18 protein-coding genes are annotated in these 21,321 nt (G+C 55.0%); 11 read left to right on the top strand and 7 right to left on the bottom strand.

Annotated features, from left to right (window positions below):
- The first annotated feature begins 4 nt into the window (after window positions 1-4).
- On the top strand, window positions 5-919 hold the full coding sequence (rihC, locus tag AB4K05_RS17175) for a ribonucleoside hydrolase RihC (protein ID WP_368481154.1): 915 nt from the start codon (window positions 5-7) through the stop codon (window positions 917-919).
- Here rihC and AB4K05_RS17170 read toward each other — a convergent pair whose 3' ends face one another.
- Complete coding sequence (locus tag AB4K05_RS17170) at window positions 920-1,828, bottom strand: LysR family transcriptional regulator (protein ID WP_368481153.1); 909 nt, start codon at window positions 1,826-1,828, stop codon at window positions 920-922.
- A 91-nt stretch (window positions 1,829-1,919) separates the two neighbouring features.
- Here AB4K05_RS17170 and AB4K05_RS17165 point away from each other — a divergent pair, with 91 nt between their 5' ends.
- Window positions 1,920-2,552 (top strand): alanyl-tRNA editing protein, encoded by a 633-nt coding sequence (locus AB4K05_RS17165; protein WP_368481152.1) that lies wholly within the window; start codon window positions 1,920-1,922, stop codon window positions 2,550-2,552.
- Here AB4K05_RS17165 and AB4K05_RS17160 read toward each other — a convergent pair.
- From AB4K05_RS17160 to citS, 6 genes are all read right to left on the bottom strand, one after another.
- Complete coding sequence (locus AB4K05_RS17160; protein ID WP_368481151.1) at window positions 2,547-3,242, bottom strand: response regulator; 696 nt, start codon at window positions 3,240-3,242, stop codon at window positions 2,547-2,549. The two genes, AB4K05_RS17165 and AB4K05_RS17160, sit on opposite strands and share 6 nt — an antisense overlap.
- Window positions 3,235-4,863 (bottom strand): ATP-binding protein, encoded by a 1,629-nt coding sequence (locus AB4K05_RS17155; RefSeq protein ID WP_368481150.1) that lies wholly within the window; start codon window positions 4,861-4,863, stop codon window positions 3,235-3,237. Before AB4K05_RS17155 ends, AB4K05_RS17160 begins: the two co-directional genes overlap by 8 nt.
- Before the next feature lie 134 nt (window positions 4,864-4,997).
- Complete coding sequence (locus tag AB4K05_RS17150; protein WP_368481149.1) at window positions 4,998-6,299, bottom strand: oxaloacetate decarboxylase subunit beta; 1,302 nt, start codon at window positions 6,297-6,299, stop codon at window positions 4,998-5,000.
- A 12-nt stretch (window positions 6,300-6,311) separates the two neighbouring features.
- Window positions 6,312-8,063: a sodium-extruding oxaloacetate decarboxylase subunit alpha gene (oadA, locus tag AB4K05_RS17145; protein WP_368481148.1), complete on the bottom strand. Its 1,752-nt coding sequence runs from the start codon at window positions 8,061-8,063 to the stop codon at window positions 6,312-6,314.
- 15 nt (window positions 8,064-8,078) lie between these two features.
- A complete protein-coding gene (locus AB4K05_RS17140; RefSeq protein ID WP_368481147.1) occupies window positions 8,079-8,318 on the bottom strand; it encodes an oxaloacetate decarboxylase subunit gamma in 240 nt (79 codons plus the stop codon).
- 161 nt (window positions 8,319-8,479) lie between these two features.
- Window positions 8,480-9,820 carry a citrate/sodium symporter CitS gene (gene citS / locus AB4K05_RS17135; RefSeq protein WP_368481146.1) on the bottom strand — a complete coding sequence of 447 codons (1,341 nt, stop codon included), beginning with the start codon at window positions 9,818-9,820 and terminating at the stop codon, window positions 8,480-8,482.
- A gap of 251 nt (window positions 9,821-10,071) precedes the next feature.
- On the opposite strand from citS, the gene citC reads away from it, so the two are divergent.
- From citC to carB, 9 genes are all read left to right on the top strand, one after another.
- Complete coding sequence (gene citC / locus AB4K05_RS17130) at window positions 10,072-11,103, top strand: [citrate (pro-3S)-lyase] ligase (RefSeq protein ID WP_368481145.1); 1,032 nt, start codon at window positions 10,072-10,074, stop codon at window positions 11,101-11,103.
- Between the two features lie 29 nt (window positions 11,104-11,132).
- Window positions 11,133-11,426 (top strand): citrate lyase acyl carrier protein, encoded by a 294-nt coding sequence (gene citD, locus AB4K05_RS17125; RefSeq protein ID WP_368481144.1) that lies wholly within the window; start codon window positions 11,133-11,135, stop codon window positions 11,424-11,426.
- Window positions 11,423-12,292, top strand: coding sequence for a citrate (pro-3S)-lyase subunit beta (citE, locus tag AB4K05_RS17120; RefSeq protein WP_368481143.1), 870 nt, complete (start codon window positions 11,423-11,425; stop codon window positions 12,290-12,292). The genes citD and citE overlap by 4 nt, the downstream gene beginning before the upstream one ends.
- A 10-nt stretch (window positions 12,293-12,302) precedes the next feature.
- Complete coding sequence (gene citF / locus AB4K05_RS17115; protein WP_368481142.1) at window positions 12,303-13,823, top strand: citrate lyase subunit alpha; 1,521 nt, start codon at window positions 12,303-12,305, stop codon at window positions 13,821-13,823.
- Complete coding sequence (citX, locus tag AB4K05_RS17110) at window positions 13,823-14,392, top strand: citrate lyase holo-[acyl-carrier protein] synthase (protein WP_368481141.1); 570 nt, start codon at window positions 13,823-13,825, stop codon at window positions 14,390-14,392. Before citF ends, citX begins: the two co-directional genes overlap by 1 nt.
- Window positions 14,352-15,260: a triphosphoribosyl-dephospho-CoA synthase CitG gene (gene citG / locus AB4K05_RS17105; RefSeq protein WP_368481140.1), complete on the top strand. Its 909-nt coding sequence runs from the start codon at window positions 14,352-14,354 to the stop codon at window positions 15,258-15,260. Before citX ends, citG begins: the two co-directional genes overlap by 41 nt.
- Window positions 15,261-15,439: 179 nt before the next feature.
- The gene (dapB, locus tag AB4K05_RS17100) at window positions 15,440-16,261 is read left to right on the top strand and encodes a 4-hydroxy-tetrahydrodipicolinate reductase (RefSeq protein ID WP_368481139.1); all 822 of its coding nucleotides are present in this window, start codon (window positions 15,440-15,442) and stop codon (window positions 16,259-16,261) included.
- Between the two features lie 456 nt (window positions 16,262-16,717).
- Entirely contained in the window at window positions 16,718-17,866 is a 1,149-nt protein-coding gene (carA, locus tag AB4K05_RS17095; protein ID WP_368481138.1) for a glutamine-hydrolyzing carbamoyl-phosphate synthase small subunit, read from the top strand.
- 17 nt (window positions 17,867-17,883) lie between these two features.
- The gene (gene carB, locus AB4K05_RS17090) at window positions 17,884-21,108 is read left to right on the top strand and encodes a carbamoyl-phosphate synthase large subunit (RefSeq protein ID WP_368481137.1); all 3,225 of its coding nucleotides are present in this window, start codon (window positions 17,884-17,886) and stop codon (window positions 21,106-21,108) included.
- Window positions 21,109-21,321: the final 213 nt, after the last annotated feature.

Raw genomic sequence — 21,321 nt, 5'->3', positions numbered from 1 at the left:
AATCATGCGCCTGCCAATAATCCTTGATACCGATCCCGGCATTGACGATGCCGCGGCCATTGCCGCCGCCATTTTTGCTCCCGAGCTGGATCTGCAGTTAATGACGACCGTTGCCGGTAACGTCTCCGTTGAAAAAACCACTCGCAATGCGCTACAGCTGCTGCATTTCTGGGATGTCGATATCCCGCTAGCGCAGGGCGCAGCGACGCCGCTGGTTCGTCCATTACGCGATGCCGCATCGGTACATGGTGAATCGGGTATGGGAGGCTATGACTTTGTTGAACATGATCGTCAGCCGCTCGCGAAACCCGCATTTCAGGCCATCCGCGACGCGCTGATGCATGCGCCAGAGCCGATAACCTTGGTGGCTATCGGCCCGTTGACCAATATTGCCCTGCTGCTGACTCACTACCCAGAATGTAAATTTAACATCCGCCGTCTGGTGATCATGGGCGGCTCTGCCGGGCGCGGAAACTTCACGCCAAACGCCGAGTTCAATATCGCCATCGACCCAGAAGCCGCCTCACAGGTGTTCCGTAGCGGGCTGGATATTGTGATGTGCGGGCTGGATGTGACCAACCAAGCGATGCTGGCCCCAGAGTATTTGGCATCGCTTCCTGCGCTCAATAAAACGGGAAGCATGCTGCATGCGTTATTCAGCCACTATCGCAGCGGCAGTATGCAAAGCGGATTGCGGATGCACGATCTATGCGCTATCGCGTGGCTGGCTCGGCCCGAGCTGTTTACCCTGCAACCGTGCTTTGTGGCCGTTGAGACGCAGGGGCAATATACCGCGGGCACTACCGTCGTGGATATTGAAGGACGTCTTGGAATGCCTGCCAACGCGCAGGTGGCGCTGGGGCTGGACGTTGCTGGTTTTCAGCGCTGGGCGGCTGAGGTTCTGTCGTTGGCGTCATAATCAGGCGACGGGCCGCAGGAGCTTCTCGCTAAGATAATCAATCATGGCCCGCATTTTCGCGGGCATATGCTTATTACGCGTCCACAGCAGCCACAGGTCACCGCTGTAATCGCTGATAAATTCCCACTCGGGCAAAACCTGCACGATTTCGCCGCTCGCCAGCGCATCACGAGCGGTAAACAGTGGCAGGCTGCCAATCCCCAGATGATGCTTCACCGCGTCCAACCTTACCCCGGTATGGTTGGCGGCGTAGCGTCCGTGCGTTTGCAGGCTTTCCACCTTATCGCCGCGGCGAAATTTCCAGCGTGAATCGGCGGGCGTTTCGCCAAGGCTAATACAGCTATGGTGACGCAGCGCCTGCGGGTCTTCGGGCGCACCGTGGCGGCGCAAATATTCCGGCGTGGCGCAGATAATATGGCTGACCGGCATCAGCGGCTTGCCGTATAACCCCGGCGACGGTGACTGGCTAATACGCAGCGCCAGATCGACGCCATCATCAATTAAGTCCATATACCTATCTTCCAACCTTAGGCAGACATCGACTTTGGGAAAGCGCTCGAAAAATTCGGCCATCAGCGGATGAACAACAAAGCGTCCGATGGCTTTGGGGACGCTGACCGTCAGCTTGCCTTGGGCAATGCTCTGATGGCTGCTCCCGGAATCCATTGCCATTTGTGCCGCGTTTAGCATCTCTTGCGCATGGTCATAGACCTGCTTGCCGCTGTCGCTGAGCGCCAGCTTGCGCGTGGTGCGGTGCAGCAGTTTATTACCTAACGCCAGCTCAAGGCGGGAAACGCTGCGGCTCATCGCGGAAGGCGTTGCGCCCGAGGCCTTGGCGGCGGCAGAGAAACTCCCTTGGTCGACAATCAACACAAAGGTGGCAAGGTCAGGAAGCAGATTAGGATTCATTTGTGCGTACCAGGCAAAGATGCATTGATTGTGAGTGGGATTATCTTCGTGAATAAGATGAATATACTCTGCTCATCAAGAGGAGAACAACATGACTGAACGTCTTTATTACACAAGCGATGACACTGAAGGCCAGGCGAACATAGTGAGTTGTACGGCGGAGCCTGACGGGCGGTACGCGGTTGTGATGGATAGCACCCTGTTTCACCCGCAGGGCGGCGGGCAGCCTGCGGACACAGGCTGGATTGATGATGAGCCGGTCGAAGCGGTGCTCTCTCGCGGCGATGATGTGCTGCATATGGTGGCCAATCCGCTATCTGCTGGCGTGGTTAACCTGCGCGTGGATGCCGCGCAGCGCCAACTACACGCTCGCCTGCATTCTGCCGGACATCTGATTGGCCAAGCGGGGACAGAATACGGTTGGCATCCGGTGAAAGCACACCATTGGCCCAATGAGGGGCGCATTACTTTCGCCGCTGGCGAAAACGCCACATTGCCGGATGCATCATCGTTGCTGGCGAAAATCAGCGCCTGGCAGGCAGGTAATCTCCCCCGACAGGTGACGTTCGCCGATGGGCTGCGGCAGATTGGGTTTGGTCATCTCATGGCCTACCCTTGTGGAGGAACGCACGTTGCCAATCTGTCTGAGATTGGGCCAGTGACGATCACTCAGGTAAAGATAAAAAAAGGGCAGATGATCGTTAACTATACGTTGTGCTCATAGCGTTGGGATCTTGTTGCGATAAATTCGCTCAGGCCTACCGACTTTGCCATAGCTGATCTCCGCCTCCAACTGATCGTTCTTTACGCCTTGCTCCAGATAGCGCCTAGCGGTCGTTTTGCTGCTGCCGAGGATCCGCGCTAACGAGTCGGCGGTGTGCACCGTGTTCGGGTCGGCAAAAATCTGCAGTACGCGGTTGAAGGTGTTTTCATCGATGCCGCGTAGCCCTGAGGCTGGCTCCGTTAGCTGCTCTTTGGCCTGAATGTTAAACAGCGCATCGACGTGAGTTTGGCTGGCCTGCTCGCTGGAACGCAACGAGCCGCGATAGCGGGCAAAGCGTTCAAGCGTGTGCTGCAATCGCTGGTAATGTACCGGCTTAATCAGGTAATCAAACACCCCCATTCGTAATGCTTCGCTGATGGTATCCATATGGTTATCGGCGGTGAGAAATATAATCCGCCCGGCGTACTGCGTGTTGATTGTATGGCGAATTAAATCAATGCCTTTACCATCAGGAAGGAAGTTATCCAGCAGGATAAGATCAGGTTGATACAGGCGAATCTGCTTTTTAGCGCTTTCCACTTTATCGGCCACGCCGATGACCTGGAATTGTGGTGACTGCTTGATGGTATCCACCAGAATTTCCGCCAGCATAGGCTCATCTTCAATAATCAGCGTCGTAATGCTATCCATGATTTTCATCTCTGGTAAAGGGTAGGTAGAGGGTAAAAATGGTGCCGTAAGGGCTATTGTTATCAATAATAATGTTGCCGTTCGCCTGTTCGACGTAGCTGCGAACTAGCCATAAACCGATGCCGTGATCGCCGCTGTCACGGCTGGTCACGCCACGTTCAAAAATATGCTGGCGGATCTCTTCATCAATGCCGATCCCCTGATCGGCGACTTCGATGATCACTTCACTGCCTTCGCTGTTGATCAAACATTCGATCTGCCGCGATCCCTCGTGGTTGAGCAAGGTGGCGTTGTAGGCATTATCCAGCAAGTTACCGACAATGGAGATCCATTCGTTATGGGAAAGCGATAGCGGCAGTTGCTCGACGTAGCAGGCGGGGTCGAAAACAAGCTCCAAGCCCAGTTCCTTGGCGCGGTAATATTTGCCAATCAGTAAACCGGCGAGGTGGTGGTCTTTAAAGCTGTGGGTAATAAAATCGAGCACCTTCTGGTGGCTTTCAGACTGCTGCTGAATTAGCGCCAGGGCGCTGTCGTAGCGCTTTAGGAAAAGCAGCCCGGCGATGGTGGAAATCAGGTTTCGGTGTTCGTGCTGGACGGCGCGCAGATTGTCGGCGTATTGCTGTATCTGGCTTAATTGCAGGCTGAGGGTGTTGATATCATCTTTGCTGCGAAAGCTAATCACCCATCCCTGCGGCTGGCTATCTAAAATAACGGCCATACGGCTGGCAATCACTTTGACGTCGTTGAACGTCACAATCTCATCTTTTTTGTTCTTCTGCTGGGCATCATAGAAAAAGGTCTCTGGGGTCACCACGCTATCTATGGCTTGCCCAATTAACTCGGCCTCCGGCTGGCTGAGGTTAAGCATCCTCCGCGCCGTCTGGTTAATAGCGGTAATGCGATGAAACGAATCAATGGCGATAAGCCCCTCAAAAACCGATTCAAATAATACGCTTTGCTGAATGAGCAGTTGTGAAAGCTGCTGTGGCTCCATATTCAGCATCTGTTTTTTGATATGCAAAGAAAACCGCCGGGCGCAGTAGAGGAGCAGGAACAGTAAGGCGGCCATGGGAAACATAAACGATCCAATCTGGAGATTGAGCCAGTTTTCCAGTTGATCGATGGTATAGCCGACAGACACAATCCCAATAACTTTGCCGGTTTGATCCTGAATAGGCGATTTGCCGCGCAGCGATGACCCTAATGATCCTTTACGGATGGAGACGTAGCTTTTGGCATTAAACAGCGCCTCGTCGCTGTCTCCTCCCTCCATGTATTTACCGATCTCATCGGGATTCACATGGTACAGACGCTGCCCTTTTTCATCCCCAACCGTAATGTAAGTGGCATCGGAGAACGATCGCATTGGGTCGATTAACGCCTTGATGCGCGTAATATCGTTGTGCTGCACGGCATCAACCAGTTCCGGCATTGCGGATATCTGCATAGCCTGAATTAGCGCACGTTGGCCGACCTGATAGTGCAATCGATCTTTGGTGATGTTCGTGAGGTACCAAGACATCGCCATCATCACTACCGTGGAGGTAAATAAGATCAGCAGAAAGATGCGATTCTGAAAAGAGCAGCGGGAAAACCACAGGGCAATTTTTCGGATAGACATAGGTAAATAAACATATTTAAAAATGGGATGTTCCGACATTTGGGCCGATCGGTTCCTGAGCCAGTTCATGTTTACTTTTTTTTCAGATTACATTGGGATGAAAATGGGATACGCCGCGCGTATCCCATCGCAAATTACATCGCCAGCACGTATTTCAGCATCACGCCCGCGGCAATGGCTGAACCAATTACCCCGGCCACGTTCGGCCCCATCGCGTGCATCAGCAGGAAGTTCTGTGCGTCGGACTCCAAGCCCACTTTGTTTGACACGCGCGCAGCCATCGGTACCGCCGAGACGCCAGCGGAACCGATAAGCGGGTTGATTTTGTTTGTGCTGAATACGTTCATCAGCTTCGCCATCAATACCCCAGCGGCGGAGCCAATGCCGAAGGCAATCACCCCCAGCAGCAGAATGCCCAGCGTTTGCGGTTGCAGGAATTTGTCCGCAACCAGCTTGGCACCCACCGACAGCCCAAGGAATATTGTCACGATATTGATAAGTCCGTTCTGCACGGTGTCGGAGAGGCGTTCTACCACGCCGCTTTCGCGCATCAGGTTGCCGAAGCAGAACATCCCCAGCAGCGGCGCCGCGTCCGGCAGCAATAACGCAACCAGCAGTAACAGCACCACCGGGAAAAGGATTTTCTCCCGTTTACTGACCGTGCGCAGCTGCACCATGCGGATTTTCCGCTCTTTCTCACTCGTGAGCAGCTTCATGATCGGCGGCTGTATCAGCGGCACCAGTGCCATATACGAATAGGCCGCTACCGCAATCGCCCCCAGTAGTTCCGGAGCCAGCTTGCTGGAGAGGTAAATCGCTGTCGGGCCGTCCGCGCCGCCAATGATGCCAATCGCCGCGGCCTGGGGCAGGGTGAAGTGGATGACGCCGAAATGGTTCAACGTCAGTGCCCCTAGCACGGTGGCGAAGATGCCGAACTGCGCCGCTGCGCCCAATAGTAGGGTGCGCGGGTTAGCCAGCAGCGGGCCAAAATCGGTCATCGCCCCGACGCCCATAAAGATGACCAGCGGTGCGACACCGGAGCCAATCGCCACTTTATAGAACAGCGCCAGCACACCGGGCGTATAGCCCATGTCCACCGCGAGGTTCTCCATTTGGATCTGCACCGACGGCAGCGCCAGCGCTAATGCCTCCTTAATGGCGTGGGCGTCCGCCGCGCAGTTGAGCTTCGCGGCAATCACCGCCAACTGACCTGCATCATGATGCACCAGCAGGTTTTCCAGCGCGCTCAGCGCCAAACCCGCTTCCGGGATGTTGGAGAGCAAACCACCGAAGCCAATCGGCAGTAGCAGCAGCGGTTCAAACTTCTTCGCAATCGCCAGCCACAGCAGCAACAGGCTGACCAGCAGCATGACGGCCTGGCCTGCGCCAAGGTGCATCAGCCCCATGCCCTGAAACAGGGCGTTTAGACTTTCCATTCGTCCTCTCCGTTACGCAAGCGTCATCAGGGTGTCGCCCATTGCCACCGCATCCCCAGTTTTCACCGCGATGCCGCGCACCGTCCCACCCTGTGCGGCACGGATTTCGGTTTCCATCTTCATCGCTTCCAGAATCAGCAAGACGTCGCCTTCCACCACCGTCTGGCCTTCGCTGGCGATGACTTTCCAGATATTGCCCGCCAGCGGTGCAGCAACCGGAGTACCCGCGCTGGCTGCCGCGGGCATTGCCGTCGCCGCTGCCAATTGGCTGATATCGCCACCGTCGCTCACCTTCACCACAAAGGCTTTGCCTTCCACTTCTACGGTGTAGATACCGGAGGCGGCAGGTTTTGCCATTGCCGGGGCTGGCTTCGCGCTTTCCACCTGCGGCACCGGTTCGAATGCCGCCGGGTTGTGGCGGTTTTCAAGGAACCTCATGCCCGGCTGTGGGAACAGTGCCACGGTCAGCACATCATCAATGGCGTTCTCTGCCAACCGAATGCCCTTCTCCTGCGCCTGGCGTTTAATGTCCGCTTCCAACGCTGAGAGCTCCGGCTTCAGCAGGTCCGCCGGGCGGCAGGTGATGGCCTGCGCGCCGTCGAGCACCTTCGCCTGCAGCGCCGCATTCACCGGGGCCGGGGAGCGGCCGTATTCGCCTTTCAGAATGCCCGCCGTCTCTTTGGCGATGGTTTTGTAGCGCTCGCCGGTCAGCACGTTCAGCACCGCCTGAGTGCCGACAATCTGCGAGGTCGGGGTTACCAGCGGAATAAAGCCAAGGTCTTCACGCACACGGGGAATTTCCGTCAGCACCTCATCGAAACGATGGGCGGCGTTTTGCTGTTTTAGCTGGCTTTCGAGGTTGGTCAGCATGCCGCCTGGCACTTGGGCGACCAAAATACGGCTGTCGTAACCTCTCAACTGGCCTTCAAAGGCGTGGTATTTCTTACGCACCTCGCGGAAATAGGCGGCGATATTTTCCAGCTTGTTGATATCCAGCCCGGTAGCGTGGGCCGTACCAGCAAGCGTTGCCACCAGCGCTTCGGTGGCTGGGTGGCCGTAGGTGGCGCTCATTGAGGAGATGGCGGTATCCACGCCGTCGATACCCGCTTCTATGGCTTTGAGCAACGCCATTTCCGCCATCCCGGTGGTGGCATGGCAATGCAGGTGCAGCCGCACACTGAAGCGTTTTTTGATTTCGCTGACCAGCTCATAGGCTGCCATCGGGGTCAGAATGCCGGACATATCTTTAATAGCGATGGAGTCGACGCCGGTTTCCAGCAGCTGTTCGGTTAAGTCCAGCCAAGTCTGCAGGGTATGTACCGGGCTGGTGGTGTAGGAGAGCGTGCCCTGGGCATGTGCGCCGTGGCTGCGGACCGCCTGCAACGCGGCCTTCATATTGCGTGGGTCGTTCATGGCATCGAAGACGCGGAACACGTCCATACCGTTTTTCACCGCCCGCTCAACAAAACGTTCAACCACATCGTCGGCGTAATGGCGGTAGCCCAGCAGGTTCTGCCCGCGCAGCAGCATCTGCAGCGGGGTTTTCGGCATCGCTTTTTTCAGTTCACGTAGGCGCAGCCATGGGTCTTCTCCGAGAAAACGGATGCAGGCGTCAAAGGTGGCACCGCCCCAGCATTCCAGCGAACCGTAGCCGATATCATCGAGTTCGGCAGCAATCGGCAGCATGTCATCAAGACGCAGGCGGGTAGCAAACAGGGACTGGTGGGCGTCGCGCAGGACGACATCGGTAATAGCAAGAGTCATAGTTCCCTCTGGAATTTAAGCGTTAATGCGGTGATGGTGGATCGCCGCGGAAATCACCGGTTTTAAGCGGGTGAAGTCATCCACGACGGGCATGGCACGCGGCGCTGGAGTGGCGGCGGGCTCAGGGAAGAAACGGGCGATGGCGGTGGACATCATGCGGATCGCGAAAATGAGCAGGAATAAAAATGTCAGGACGAACCCCATCCCCAGAAACATCAGGGTGAAGCCTTCACCTAGCAGTACGGCATCAGTCATAAATGATTATCCAAAACAGGGGCACGGTGGTGTCAGCGTTGACCAATGCCTAGGTGAATCCGGCTAAGGAGTCGTAGAGTGGATTTCCCTCGGCCGCCCCCGGCTCTGGACTCTACGTTCACTTTGAATATTGGCAACACGGGCACCACCGTGCGTATTGATTACACCATCATGCTGAACACGATGCTGGCGATAACCAGCACAATACCGCCGCCCAGACGAGAGGAGATTTGTGCATAGGAGATAAGATTCATACGGTTACAGGCGGAAAGCACTTCCAGGTCACCGGACCCGCCGCGGTTAGCCATACACAGGCCCGCGGTAATGGACGATTCGATTGGGTAGAAGCCAATCAGCCAGCCGCCAATTGCGGCACCGACTACGGCACCTACGACGATCACCGCCGCAATCACGACGTTTGCAAAGGTCAGCGCATCAATGATTTCCTGCAGGTCGGTATAACAAACGCCGACGCCGACCATCAGCACCCACAGCAGCTGTTTGGAGAAGAAGTCGGAAAGGCGCTTGGCACCGGCTTTGATCTCAGGTGAGCACAGGCCAGAGGCGTTCAATGCCGCGACGATCAGCACCATCCAGGCAAAATAGTGGATAGAGACGCCGCCAATGCTTGGCAGGATCTTTTTGGCGACAACGTAGGCCAGCAGGAAGCAAATGGTCGATAACACCAGACCAACTGCCGTTTCGCGGTGGGTAATCTGGCCGGCTTTTTCATCGTCTTCGGTTTTGAAAGAGGCTTTACGTACCAGTTCGCCTTCACCGCTAAGCCAGGTGTATTTTTTGCCAACGATATCGAGAAATGCGGCAAAGACAATGGCAAAGATATTGGCGATAGTCAGAATGGCGATGGCGGTAGAGTAGTACTCTTCACGGGAACGACCTGTGACAGAATGGTAAATCTCCGACAGTGGTACCGCGCCTGCGCCGTTACCGCCACCCATGATCGGCAGCACGTACAGCATCATGATACGGTCTACCGGGATGCCGAAGCATAGGCCAATGGCGATACCAAAAAGAGCAGCTCCCGCGATCCCTGCGAGAATGGTTGGAATATAGCCGAGCAGTGATTTCAGCAGCAACTTACGGTTGACCGACAGAATCGCACCGGTAATCAGCACCGCAATAAACAGATTAAGGAAGTTACTCTTATCCATTACGTTACTAATCGCATCAATTTCTTTTTGCGTAAAAATGCCTGCATAGACGAAATAGGCTGCGACTAGGAATATCATGACCGGCGCACCACCAATATACTTATTAAATATTGGCAGGCGTTTTCCTATTTCACCAAAAATGGCGCCAATAATAAACATAATGGCAAAACCACCGACTAGGTCGTTTGGTAGCGAATTATAAAAGTGTGAAAGTAACAGTGTAATTAAAGCAAACGCGTAAAGCGGTAGCGACATACCGAAAAATTTAAATCCCAGTAAATCACGAACGCCCTTCTTCTCCGCAGCCGGAGCTTGGGTCATGTTGGTCATAAACATCATCCTGTTTATCGTGAGAGGTAACGCCGCGCATATTAATAAATTCAATTCCCAATGAGATGTGATTATGTTCACTGAATGGATGTGTTTTTTATTAATTTAATTATTTTTATTTTTCTCTTTAATTAAAAACATAAAAACCATAAAGGTAATAAAACTAGCGTGGGAAATGTGATTCATATTCCAGACGAATAGTGTAAACGCTGGCGAAATATGCGGCGTTGTTTGCTTACGGACGCAGAATAATGAATCTAACGTTTAAACGTATTTATCCGCAAAAAGACCAAAGGCGGCACCAGGCGGTGGCGAGCTTTCTGAAACAGGCCGGGCTCTCTCTAGAGATCGATTGCGAAGTGGTGGTTTGCGCCGAGTGGCAAAACGACATCGTGGGCTGCGGTGCTATCGCGGGCAACGTCCTTAAATGCATCGCCGTCTCTCCCGCCATACAGGGTGAGGAGCTGAGTCTGAAGCTGCTGACCGAGTTGCTTACGCTGGCCTATGAACTAAACCGCAGCGAGCTGTTTTTGTTTACCAAACCGGAAAATAGCGTGTTGTTCTCCGGTGCGGGATTCTGGCCCATCGCCCAGGCGGGAACGCTAGCGGTGCTGATGGAGAACAGCAGCGAGCGACTGGCCCGCTTTTGTCGCCAGTTGGCGCTCTATCGCCAGCCGGGAAAGACGATTGGTGCCATCGTGATGAACGCCAATCCCTTTACCCTCGGTCATCGCTATCTGATTGAACAGGCGGCGGCACGGTGCGACTGGCTACATCTGTTTGTGGTGAAAGAAGACGCATCGCAGTTTCGCTACATCGATCGTTGGGCGCTGATTGAGCAAGGAGTTGCCGGCATAGAGAACCTCACGCTGCATCCTGGGTCGGCCTATCTCATTTCGCGAGCGACCTTCCCAGCCTACTTCCTCAAAGAAAAGGGGGCGGTGGATGATTGCCACAGCCAGATCGATCTTCAGCTATTTCGCGAACATCTGGCGCCCGCGCTGGGCATCACCCACCGTTTTGTTGGCGATGAACCGTTCTGCTCTCTGACGCGCGCCTATAACCAGCGGATGCATCACATTTTGAGCTCCCCGCACGTCCACGGCCCGGCAATTGACGTGGTGGAGCTAGCGCGTATGGAAAAAGGCGGTGCTCCCATTTCCGCCTCGCGGGTCAGAAAGCTCTACGCCGAACGCGATTGGCGGGCGGTGAGCACGCTGGTGCCTGCCGGGACGCTGGATTTTTTACAGCGCCTTGCCGCGGAACAGACCGAAACCGCATGACGTAATACCGTTAATAAGGAACATAACCTATGGAAATCATTAAGGATGCCCTGGCCGGCACGCTGGAATCCAGCGATGCGATGGTCAGGATTGGCCCTTCCTCTGAGCCGGGTATCCGGCTGGAGCTGGAGAGCCTCGTAAAGCAGCAGTTTGGCGCGGCGATTGAAAGCGTAGTTCGCGAAACGTTGGCGAAGCTGGGCGTCGAACGTGCGCAGGTCAGCGTGGATGACAAAGGGGCGCTGGAGTGCATTTTGCGGGCAAGGGTACAGGCAGCAGCGTTACGCGCGGCAGAGCAAACCGAAATCCAATGGAGTGCGCTATGAAACCTCGTCGCAGTATGCTGTTTATCCCCGGCGCAAATGCCGCCATGCTGAGTACCTCATTTGTCTACGGCGCCGACGCGGTAATGTTTGACTTGGAAGATGCCGTTTCGCTTCGTGAAAAGGACTCCGCCCGCCTGTTGGTGCATCACGCGCTACAGCATCCTTTTTATCGGGACGTTGAGAAAGTGGTGCGCATCAACCCGCTGAATACGCCGTTCGGTCTGACTGACTTAGAGGCCGTTGTCCGCGCTGGCGTAGATATTGTCCGCCTGCCAAAAACTGACCGTAAAGAAGATGTCCATGAACTGGAAGCCCACGTTGAGCGCATTGAGCGCGAATGCGGGCGCGAAGTGGGCAGCACCAAACTGATGGCGGCAATTGAATCGGCCCTAGGCGTGGTGAATGCGGTGGAAATTGCCACCTCAAGCTCGCGTATGGTGGCGATTGCTTTGGCGGCTTTCGACTATGTGATGGATATGGGCACCTGCCGCGGCGACGGCAGCGAGTTGTTTTACGCGCGCTGCGCCGTGCTGCACGCCGCCCGTGTCGGCGGCATCGCGGCCTACGATGTGGTCTGGTCAGATATCAACAATGAAGAAGGGTTCCTCAAAGAGGTACAGCTGGCGAAAGGGCTTGGGTTTAACGGTAAATCGCTAGTGAATCCGCGCCAGATTGAGCTGCTGCATCAGGCCTATTCGCCAACGCTAAAACAGGTGGAACACGCCCAAGAGGTGATTGCCGCAGCCGAAGAGGCGGAATCCCGAGGTCTTGGCGTGGTGTCGCTGAACGGCAAAATGATCGACGGCCCGATTATCGCCCATGCCCGCAAAATAGTAGCGCTGTCGGCTTCCGGCATTCGTGATTAAGGAGGGAACCATGAAAGAGACAATCAACATGCTGGAACAGCAATACGTCGTGCCGGAAGGATTAGCGCCTTATCAGGGCGTGACTCACAATAGCCCATGGCTGGCCTGCGAAACCGAAAAACGCCAGCGCAAGGTATGCGACTCGTTAGAAGAGGCTATTCATCGCTCTGGGCTTAAAAATGGCATGACCGTATCCTTCCACCACGCATTCCGCGGTGGCGATAAGGTCGTCAATATGGTGATGGCAAAGCTTGCGGACATGGGCTTTCGCGATTTAACCCTGGCTTCCAGTTCACTGATTGACGCGCACTGGCCGCTTATCGAGCATATAAAAAATGGCGTGATCCGCCAGATCTACACTTCCGGGCTGCGCGGCCAGTTAGGCGAGGAGATCTCCGACGGTTTGATGGAGAATCCGGTGCAGATCCACTCCCACGGCGGGAGGGTGAAGCTTATCCAGAGTGGTGAGCTGAATATTGATGTCGCCTTCCTCGGCGTACCGTGCTGCGATGAGTTCGGCAATGCCAACGGTTTTAGCGGAAAATCGCGCTGTGGCTCGCTGGGCTACGCCCAGGTTGATGCGAAATACGCTAAATGCGTGGTGCTGCTCACAGAAGAGTGGGTGGCATACCCGAACTATCCGGCGAGCATTGCCCAAGATCAGGTGGACTATATCGTCCAAGTCGATGAGGTGGGCGATCCGGCGAAGATCACGGCGGGGGCGATTCGTATGTCCAGCAACCCGCGCGAGCTGCTGATCGCACGTCAGGCGGCGGAGGTGATTGAACACTCAGGCTACTTCAATGACGGCTTCTCGTTACAAACCGGCACTGGCGGCGCATCGCTGGCGGTCACGCGTTTCCTCGAAGACAAAATGCGTCGTCATAACATTACCGCCAGCTTTGGGCTCGGTGGGATCACCGGCACGATGGTGGATCTGCATGAGAAGGGGCTTATTAAAGCGCTGCTTGATACCCAATCCTTTGACGGTGACGCCGCACGTTCTCTGGCGCAAAACCCTCACCACATCGAGATTTCCACCAATCAATACGCCAACCCAGGCTCTAAAGGCGCGGCATGCGAGCGCCTGAACGTGGTGATGCTCAGCGCGTTGGAAATTGATGTGAACTACAACGTGAACGTGATGACCGGATCGAACGGCGTGCTGCGCGGCGCGTCCGGCGGGCATAGTGACACGGCGGCTGGGGCCGATCTCACCATTATTACCGCGCCGCTGGTGCGTGGGCGCATTCCTTGCGTGGTGGATAAGGTGCTCACCAACATCACTCCCGGCGCCAGCGTCGATGTGCTGGTGACCGACCACGGCATCGCCGTGAACCCAGCGCGTCAGGATCTGATTGATAACCTGAAACAGGCTGGCGTCGCGTTGATGACCATTGAGCAGCTCCAGCAGCGCGCGGAGCAACTGACGGGTAAACCGGAGCCTATCGCCTTTACCGATCGGGTGGTGGCGGTGGTTCGCTATCGCGATGGTTCGGTTATCGACGTGGTCCGTCAGGTCAAACGCTGATGAATGGCGCAGACCTCCTCGCCAATGGGCTGCCGGTAACGCTGGAAGCGATGCTCCACGCGCGTGATAGCCGCGCGGCGCGTCAGCGCCAGGCACTGGACTGTTACCGACTGCCGCTGATCTCATTTTCACTGGTGGTGCCGGGAGCCGTCAAAAACTCCCCCGTATGGCAGCGCGTTGCAGAATATGCGTTGCAAGAAATCGCGGCGGTCTGCCAGCAGATGGAATGGGTCAGCGTCTGGGAGGCGCGTACGGATGCGCCGACCGGCCCGGAATGGATGGCGGCGGTCTGCGCACCGGCTAAAGCGCTGAAGCGACATTTGGCGATGCTGGAACAGCAGCATCCGCTGGGAAGACTCTGGGATATAGACGTGATTGATAGCGACGCCCGGTCGCTTTCACGTCGTGAACTGGGGCTAACTGCTAGGCAATGCCTGATTTGTCTGCAGGATGCTCATGTCTGTGCGCGAGGTCGAGCACACTCTCTCGACCTCTTGTTGGATGAAATTGCACGAAGGATTGATAGCTATGAGCGTGAACGTAGTGATGGAAAGGCATACGCCAGTTAGCGTAACGCTGAAAGCCGAAGATGTTATCGCACTGGTGGCGCGTGCGTTACTGACCGAGGTGCGGTTGACACCTAAACCAGGGCTGGTGGACATTCGCAATTCAGGTGCTCATCGTGATATGGATCTGGCCGCCTTTGAGCGGAGTACGGCGGCGATTGCACCGTGGATGGAAAAATTTTTCATCATGGGAAACAGCACCGCCGATTTGGATCCGCAGATGGTGCTGGTGATGCTCCGCCCACTGGGACTGGCCTGTGAAAACGACATGCTACAGGCGACCGATGGTGTGAACACGCATCGCGGCGCGATTTTTGCTTTTGGGTTGCTCAGTACCGCGATAGGTCGCCTCATGGCGCAGGGGAAGTCGCTGTCGCAAAACCCTATTTGCGACACCGTGGCAAGCCTGTGCCGGGATATGGTGGCGCGTGAACTGTCGTTGGATAAAGGCGGCAAGCTCAGCAAGGGTGAAATGCATTTTCTACGCTATGGGCTGGCTGGCGCGCGCGGTGAGGCGGAAAGCGGTTTTCGTACCGTCAGAACACAGGCGCTGCCCGTATATCACCGCGTACTTCAAGAGCATGACGATACCAATCTGGCACTACTGCAAACGTTATTGCATCTAATGGCCTGGAATGATGATACCAACCTAGTTTCCCGCGGCGGGCTGGAAGGGCTCAATTACGTTCAGCAGCAGGCGCAAAAATTATTATGGCAGGGCGGGGTGCTGGTCGAAGGAGGGATTGAAGCGATGCAGCAGTTTGACGACGAGCTAATTCTCCGTAACCTCAGCCCCGGTGGTAGCGCAGATTTACTGGCGGTGACCTGGTTTTTAAGTCATTTCCCGGTCGGTCCTTTCTATTCTGAGTAAGTTTCACTTCATTTTCTTCCTGTGCTATTGATTCATCCTGCGGGATGAATCATGTCTTTTACTGATATTCCTCTCTGTTTATCATTAAATTCTAATTATGGGCGTTTTCGGCTGGCGACCCTGTCGCCGGCTGGTTACTCTGAAAACGATTTACGCAATTTTAACAAAAGAGAATAGCTATGCATGATGCACAAATCCGCGTTGCCATTGCGGGCGCCGGCGGCCGCATGGGACGGCAGTTAATTCAGGCCACGATGGCGATGGAAGGGGTTCAGCTCGGTGCCGCGCTAGAGCGCGAAAATTCCAGTCTGCTGGGCAGCGATGCTGGCGAACTGGCAGGAGCAGGGAAATCCGGCGTCACCGTTCAGAGCAGCCTTGAAGCGGTAAAAGATGATTTCGATGTGTTTATCGATTTTACGCGTCCGGAAGGCACGTTAACGCACTTAGCATTTTGCCGTCAGCACGGTAAAAGCATGGTTATTGGCACCACTGGCTTTGATGACGCGGGCAAGCAGGCCATTCGCGATGCCTCGCAGGAGATTGCCATTGTGTTCGCGGCCAACTTCAGCGTTGGCGTCAACGTGATGCTCAAGCTGCTGGAGAAAGCGGCGAAGGTGATGGGCGACTACACCGACATCGAAATCATTGAAGCGCACCACCGTCATAAAGTGGATGCGCCGTCAGGCACTGCGTTGGCGATGGGTGAGGCTATTGCCGGGGCGCTGGATAAAGATCTGAAAGATTGCGCGGTCTATTCGCGTGAAGGTTATACCGGAGAACGCGTGCCGGGCACTATCGGTTTTGCCACCGTACGTGCAGGCGACATTGTGGGTGAACATACCGCGATGTTTGCTGATATCGGTGAACGCGTGGAGATTACACATAAGGCTTCCAGCCGCATGACCTTTGCTAATGGCGCAGTGAGATCGGCTTTGTGGCTTAAGTTTAAGTCAAATGGTCTTTTTGATATGCGTGATGTACTGAGTTTGAACGATCTATGACAATTTATTACCCATCGTGATGTGGTTATTGTAGTCATAATTACTTGATTACACAGGGCAATATTTTATTGCCCTTTATTTTATAAATTAAAATCATATCTATTTCTTTCAAGTCATCATTTTTATATGTTTTGTGCTCAAAATGTGTTGGTTAAATGTAAATTTTGACCATCTGGTCTACTTTGTTGCACCATCCCCAGCGTTTTTACAAACATCCTGCCCCGCAAGCGTTTTCTACAATGAGTTAGTTGATCTTTTTGGCGATTACTGGCGTACAATTTCGCCAGTGCCACAAAATAATAATAAAAAAAGCCCTTAATGGTAGACTTTTGCTGAGGCTGTCACTAGAATGCCGCCGTTTGCCAGAAATACGTGGTAAGCAAATTTGCATTGATTTGTGCCATTGATATGAATTAATATGCAAATAAAGCGAGTAAATATTCTCTGGAGGGTGTTTTGATTAAGTCAGCGCTATTGGTTCTGGAAGACGGAACCCAGTTTTACGGTCGGGCCATAGGGGCAACAGGTTCGGCGGTTGGGGAAGTCGTTTTCAATACTTCAATGACCGGTTATCAAGAAATCCTCACTGATCCTTCCTATTCTCGCCAAATCGTCACTCTTACTTATCCCCATATCGGTAATGTCGGCACCAACGCCGCTGATGAAGAGTCCTCTCAGGTTCACGCTCAGGGTCTGGTTATTCGTGACCTGCCGCTGATTGCCAGCAACTACCGCAATACTGAAGACCTCTCTTCCTACCTCAAGCGCCATAACATCGTGGCAATTGCCGATATCGATACCCGTAAGCTGACCCGTCTGCTGCGTGAGAAAGGCGCACAGAACGGCTGCATCATCGCAGGCGATAACCTGGATGCGGCACTGGCCTTGGAAAAAGCCAAAGCGTTCCCGGGCTTAAACGGAATGGACTTGGCAAAAGAAGTGACCACCGCTGAAAGCTACGGCTGGACGCAGGGTAGCTGGACGCTGACAGGCGAACTACCAGAAGCGAAGTCCGAAGAAGAGCTGCCATTCCACGTCGTTGCCTACGATTTTGGCGCGAAACGCAACATTCTGCGCATGCTGGTTGATCGCGGCTGCCGCCTGACTGTGGTTCCGGCGAAAACCTCCGCAGAAGACGTCCTGAAGATGAATCCGGACGGTATCTTCCTGTCAAACGGCCCTGGCGACCCGGCACCGTGCGACTACGCCATCGAAGCGATTGAAAAATTCCTTCAGACCGAGGTCCCGGTCTTCGGCATCTGCCTTGGCCATCAGCTGTTAGCGCTGGCGAGCGGTGCGAAAACCATCAAGATGAAGTTCGGTCACCACGGCGGTAACCACCCGGTTAAAGATATTGATAACAATGTGGTGATGATTACTGCGCAGAACCACGGTTTTGCGGTGGATGAAGCCTCCATGCCGGCGAACTTGCGTGTGACCCATAAATCGCTGTTTGATGGCACCCTGCAGGGCATCCATCGCACCGATAAACCGGCGTTCAGCTTCCAGGGCCACCCTGAAGCGAGCCCGGGGCCGCACGATGCCGCACCGCTGTTCGACCACTTTATTGAGTTAATTGAGCAATACCGTCAGTCCGCGAAATAATCAGGAGTTAAAGAGCCATGCCAAAACGTACAGACATAAAAAGTATCCTGATTCTGGGCGCGGGCCCGATTGTTATCGGTCAGGCGTGTGAGTTTGACTACTCCGGTGCCCAAGCGTGTAAAGCGCTGCGGGAAGAGGGTTACCGCGTCATCCTGGTGAACTCCAACCCGGCGACCATCATGACCGACCCGGAAATGGCTGATGCCACCTACATCGAGCCGATTCACTGGGAAGTGGTACGCAAAATTATCGAAAAAGAACGTCCGGATGCGGTTCTGCCAACCATGGGCGGCCAGACTGCGCTGAACTGCGCGCTGGAACTGGAACGTCAGGGTGTGCTGGAAGAGTTCGGCGTCACCATGATTGGTGCCACCGCCGATGCGATTGATAAAGCCGAAGACCGCCGCCGTTTCGACGTGGCGATGAAGAAAATCGGCCTCGACACCGCGCGCTCCGGCATCGCACACACCATGGAAGAAGCGCTGGCGGTTGCCGCTGACGTCGGCTATCCGTGCATTATCCGTCCTAGCTTCACCATGGGCGGCACCGGCGGCGGCATCGCCTACAACCGCGAAGAATTCGAAGAGATTTGCGAACGCGGGCTGGATCTTTCCCCAACCAAAGAGCTGCTGATTGATGAGTCGCTGATTGGCTGGAAAGAGTACGAGATGGAAGTGGTGCGTGATAAAAACGACAACTGCATCATCGTCTGCTCCATCGAAAACTTCGATGCCATGGGGATTCACACCGGTGACTCCATCACCGTCGCACCGGCGCAAACGCTGACCGACAAAGAATACCAAATCATGCGTAACGCCTCGATGGCGGTACTGCGTGAAATCGGCGTTGAAACCGGCGGTTCTAACGTCCAGTTCTCGGTGAACCCAAAAGACGGTCGCCTGATCGTTATCGAAATGAACCCGCGTGTCTCCCGCTCCTCGGCGCTGGCCTCGAAAGCAACCGGCTTCCCGATTGCTAAAGTGGCGGCGAAACTGGCGGTAGGTTACACCTTAGACGAACTGATGAACGACATCACCGGTGGCCGCACACCGGCGTCCTTCGAGCCGTCCATCGACTACGTCGTGACCAAGATCCCACGCTTTAACTTCGAGAAATTTGCCGGTGCTAACGACCGTCTGACCACCCAGATGAAATCGGTGGGTGAAGTGATGGCGATTGGCCGCACCCAGCAGGAATCCTTGCAGAAAGCGCTGCGCGGCCTGGAAGTCGGCGCGACCGGCTTCGACCCGAAAGTGAGCCTTGATGACCCAGAAGCGCTGACCAAAATTCGTCGCGAGCTGAAAGACGCGGGCGCTGAGCGTATCTGGTACATCGCTGATGCTTTCCGTGCCGGTCTGTCCGTCGATGGCGTCTTCAACCTGACCAACATCGACCGCTGGTTCCTGGTGCAGATTGAAGAGCTGGTGCGTCTGGAAGAGAAAGTTGCAGAAATCGGTATTAATGGCCTCGATGCAGACTTCCTGCGCCACCTGAAGCGTAAAGGTTTTGCTGATGCGCGTTTGGCGAAACTGGCGGGCGTACGTGAAACGGAAATCCGCAAACTGCGTGACCAGTACGACCTGCACCCGGTCTACAAACGTGTTGATACCTGCGCGGCAGAATTTGCTACCGACACCGCCTACATGTACTCCACTTATGAAGATGAGTGTGAGTCCAACCCGTCCGTTGACCGCGATAAAATCATGGTCCTCGGCGGCGGCCCGAACCGTATCGGTCAGGGCATCGAATTTGACTACTGCTGCGTCCACGCTTCACTGGCGCTGCGTGAAGACGGTTACGAGACCATCATGGTCAACTGTAACCCGGAAACCGTCTCTACCGATTATGACACTTCCGACCGTCTGTACTTCGAGCCGGTAACCTTGGAAGACGTGCTGGAAATCGTGCGTATCGAGAAGCCAAAAGGCGTTATCGTGCAGTACGGTGGCCAGACTCCACTGAAGCTGGCGCGTGCGCTGGAAGCGGCAGGCGTGCCGGTTATCGGCACCAGCCCGGATGCGATTGACCGCGCAGAAGATCGCGAGCGTTTCCAGCATGCGGTTGACCGTCTGAAGCTGAAACAACCGGCTAACGCCACCGTTACCGCCATTGAAATGGCGGTTGAGAAGGCGAAAGAGATTGGCTACCCGCTGGTAGTACGTCCATCCTACGTACTCGGCGGCCGCGCGATGGAAATCGTCTACGACGAGCAGGATCTGCGTCGTTACTTCCAGACGGCGGTGAGCGTCTCTAACGATGCGCCGGTGTTACTGGACCGCTTCCTTGACGATGCCATCGAAGTTGACGTTGACGCTATCTGCGACGGCGAAATGGTGCTGATTGGCGGCATCATGGAGCACATCGAACAGGCTGGCGTTCACTCTGGTGACTCCGCTTGTTCTCTGCCAGCCTACACGCTGAGCAAGGAAATTCAGGACGTGATGCGCCAACAGGTGCAGAAACTGGCCTTCGAGCTGCAGGTACGTGGTCTGATGAACGTACAGTTTGCGGTGAAAGACAACGAAGTCTACCTGATTGAAGTCAACCCGCGTGCGGCACGTACCGTACCGTTCGTCTCCAAGGCCACCGGCGTACCGCTAGCGAAAGTGGCGGCGCGCGTGATGGCCGGTCAGACGCTGGCGCAACAGGGCGTGACTGAAGAAATTATCCCACCGTACTACTCGGTGAAAGAAGTGGTGCTGCCGTTCAACAAATTCCCGGGCGTTGACCCGCTGTTAGGGCCAGAAATGCGCTCTACCGGGGAAGTGATGGGCGTAGGTCGCACCTTCGCAGAAGCGTTTGCCAAGGCACAGTTGGGCAGCAACTCAACCATGAAGAAACAGGGCCGTGCGCTGCTCTCCGTTCGCGAAGGTGACAAAGAGCGCGTTGTTGACCTGGCGGCAAAACTGCTGAAACAAGGCTTCGAACTTGATGCTACCCACGGTACTGCGGTTGTGCTGGGTGAAGCAGGCATCAATCCACGTCTGGTGAACAAGGTGCATGAAGGCCGTCCGCACATTCAAGACCGTATCAAGAATGGCGAATACACCTACATCATCAACACCACCGAAGGGCGTCAGGCGATTGAAGACTCCAAGCTGATTCGTCGCAGCGCGCTGCAGTACAAAGTGCATTATGACACCACCCTGAACGGCGGTTTCGCCACCGCGATGGCGCTGAATGCGGACGCTATCGAGAAAGTGACCTCCGTACAGGAAATGCACGCGCAGATTAAAAAATAAGTGCGAGCAATAAAATAAAACGCCGGGCAAATGCCCGGCGTTTTTGTTTTGTCTATTTGACCATCATACCCTAACCCTCACCCCGTCCCTCTCCCTTAGAAAGAGAGAGGGAGCAAACCGAGCCATGACTGATAGCGGCTCTGAAGCTGTCCCCTCTCCCCGTGGGGAGAGGGTTAGGGTGAGGGGAGGCCACGAATTCCTACCCTCGCTCTA

Origin of the sequence: Kluyvera sp. STS39-E (assembly GCF_040932435.1) — a bacterium.
Lineage (GTDB): Bacteria > Pseudomonadota > Gammaproteobacteria > Enterobacterales > Enterobacteriaceae > Kluyvera.
This window is presented reverse-complemented; position numbering and strand designations above follow the sequence as displayed.

Excerpts from the sequence above, each read along its gene's own strand:
- AB4K05_RS17150 (WP_368481149.1), bottom strand. The coding sequence starts at position 6,299 with ATGGAAAGTCTAAACGCCCTGTTTCAGGGCATGGGGCTGATGCACCTT.
- carB (WP_368481137.1), top strand. The coding sequence starts at position 17,884 with ATGCCAAAACGTACAGACATAAAAAGTATCCTGATTCTGGGCGCGGGC.
- citX (WP_368481141.1), top strand. The coding sequence starts at position 13,823 with ATGAATGGCGCAGACCTCCTCGCCAATGGGCTGCCGGTAACGCTGGAA.
- citC (WP_368481145.1), top strand. The coding sequence starts at position 10,072 with ATGAATCTAACGTTTAAACGTATTTATCCGCAAAAAGACCAAAGGCGG.
- AB4K05_RS17160 (WP_368481151.1), bottom strand. The coding sequence starts at position 3,242 with ATGGATAGCATTACGACGCTGATTATTGAAGATGAGCCTATGCTGGCG.
- citF (WP_368481142.1), top strand. The coding sequence starts at position 12,303 with ATGAAAGAGACAATCAACATGCTGGAACAGCAATACGTCGTGCCGGAA.
- citS (WP_368481146.1), bottom strand. The coding sequence starts at position 9,820 with ATGACCAACATGACCCAAGCTCCGGCTGCGGAGAAGAAGGGCGTTCGT.
- oadA (WP_368481148.1), bottom strand. The coding sequence starts at position 8,063 with ATGACTCTTGCTATTACCGATGTCGTCCTGCGCGACGCCCACCAGTCC.
- AB4K05_RS17155 (WP_368481150.1), bottom strand. The coding sequence starts at position 4,863 with ATGTCTATCCGAAAAATTGCCCTGTGGTTTTCCCGCTGCTCTTTTCAG.
- citE (WP_368481143.1), top strand. The coding sequence starts at position 11,423 with ATGAAACCTCGTCGCAGTATGCTGTTTATCCCCGGCGCAAATGCCGCC.
- citG (WP_368481140.1), top strand. The coding sequence starts at position 14,352 with ATGAGCGTGAACGTAGTGATGGAAAGGCATACGCCAGTTAGCGTAACG.
- rihC (WP_368481154.1), top strand. The coding sequence starts at position 5 with ATGCGCCTGCCAATAATCCTTGATACCGATCCCGGCATTGACGATGCC.
- AB4K05_RS17170 (WP_368481153.1), bottom strand. The coding sequence starts at position 1,828 with ATGAATCCTAATCTGCTTCCTGACCTTGCCACCTTTGTGTTGATTGTC.
- AB4K05_RS17165 (WP_368481152.1), top strand. The coding sequence starts at position 1,920 with ATGACTGAACGTCTTTATTACACAAGCGATGACACTGAAGGCCAGGCG.
- AB4K05_RS17140 (WP_368481147.1), bottom strand. The coding sequence starts at position 8,318 with ATGACTGATGCCGTACTGCTAGGTGAAGGCTTCACCCTGATGTTTCTG.
- citD (WP_368481144.1), top strand. The coding sequence starts at position 11,133 with ATGGAAATCATTAAGGATGCCCTGGCCGGCACGCTGGAATCCAGCGAT.
- dapB (WP_368481139.1), top strand. The coding sequence starts at position 15,440 with ATGCATGATGCACAAATCCGCGTTGCCATTGCGGGCGCCGGCGGCCGC.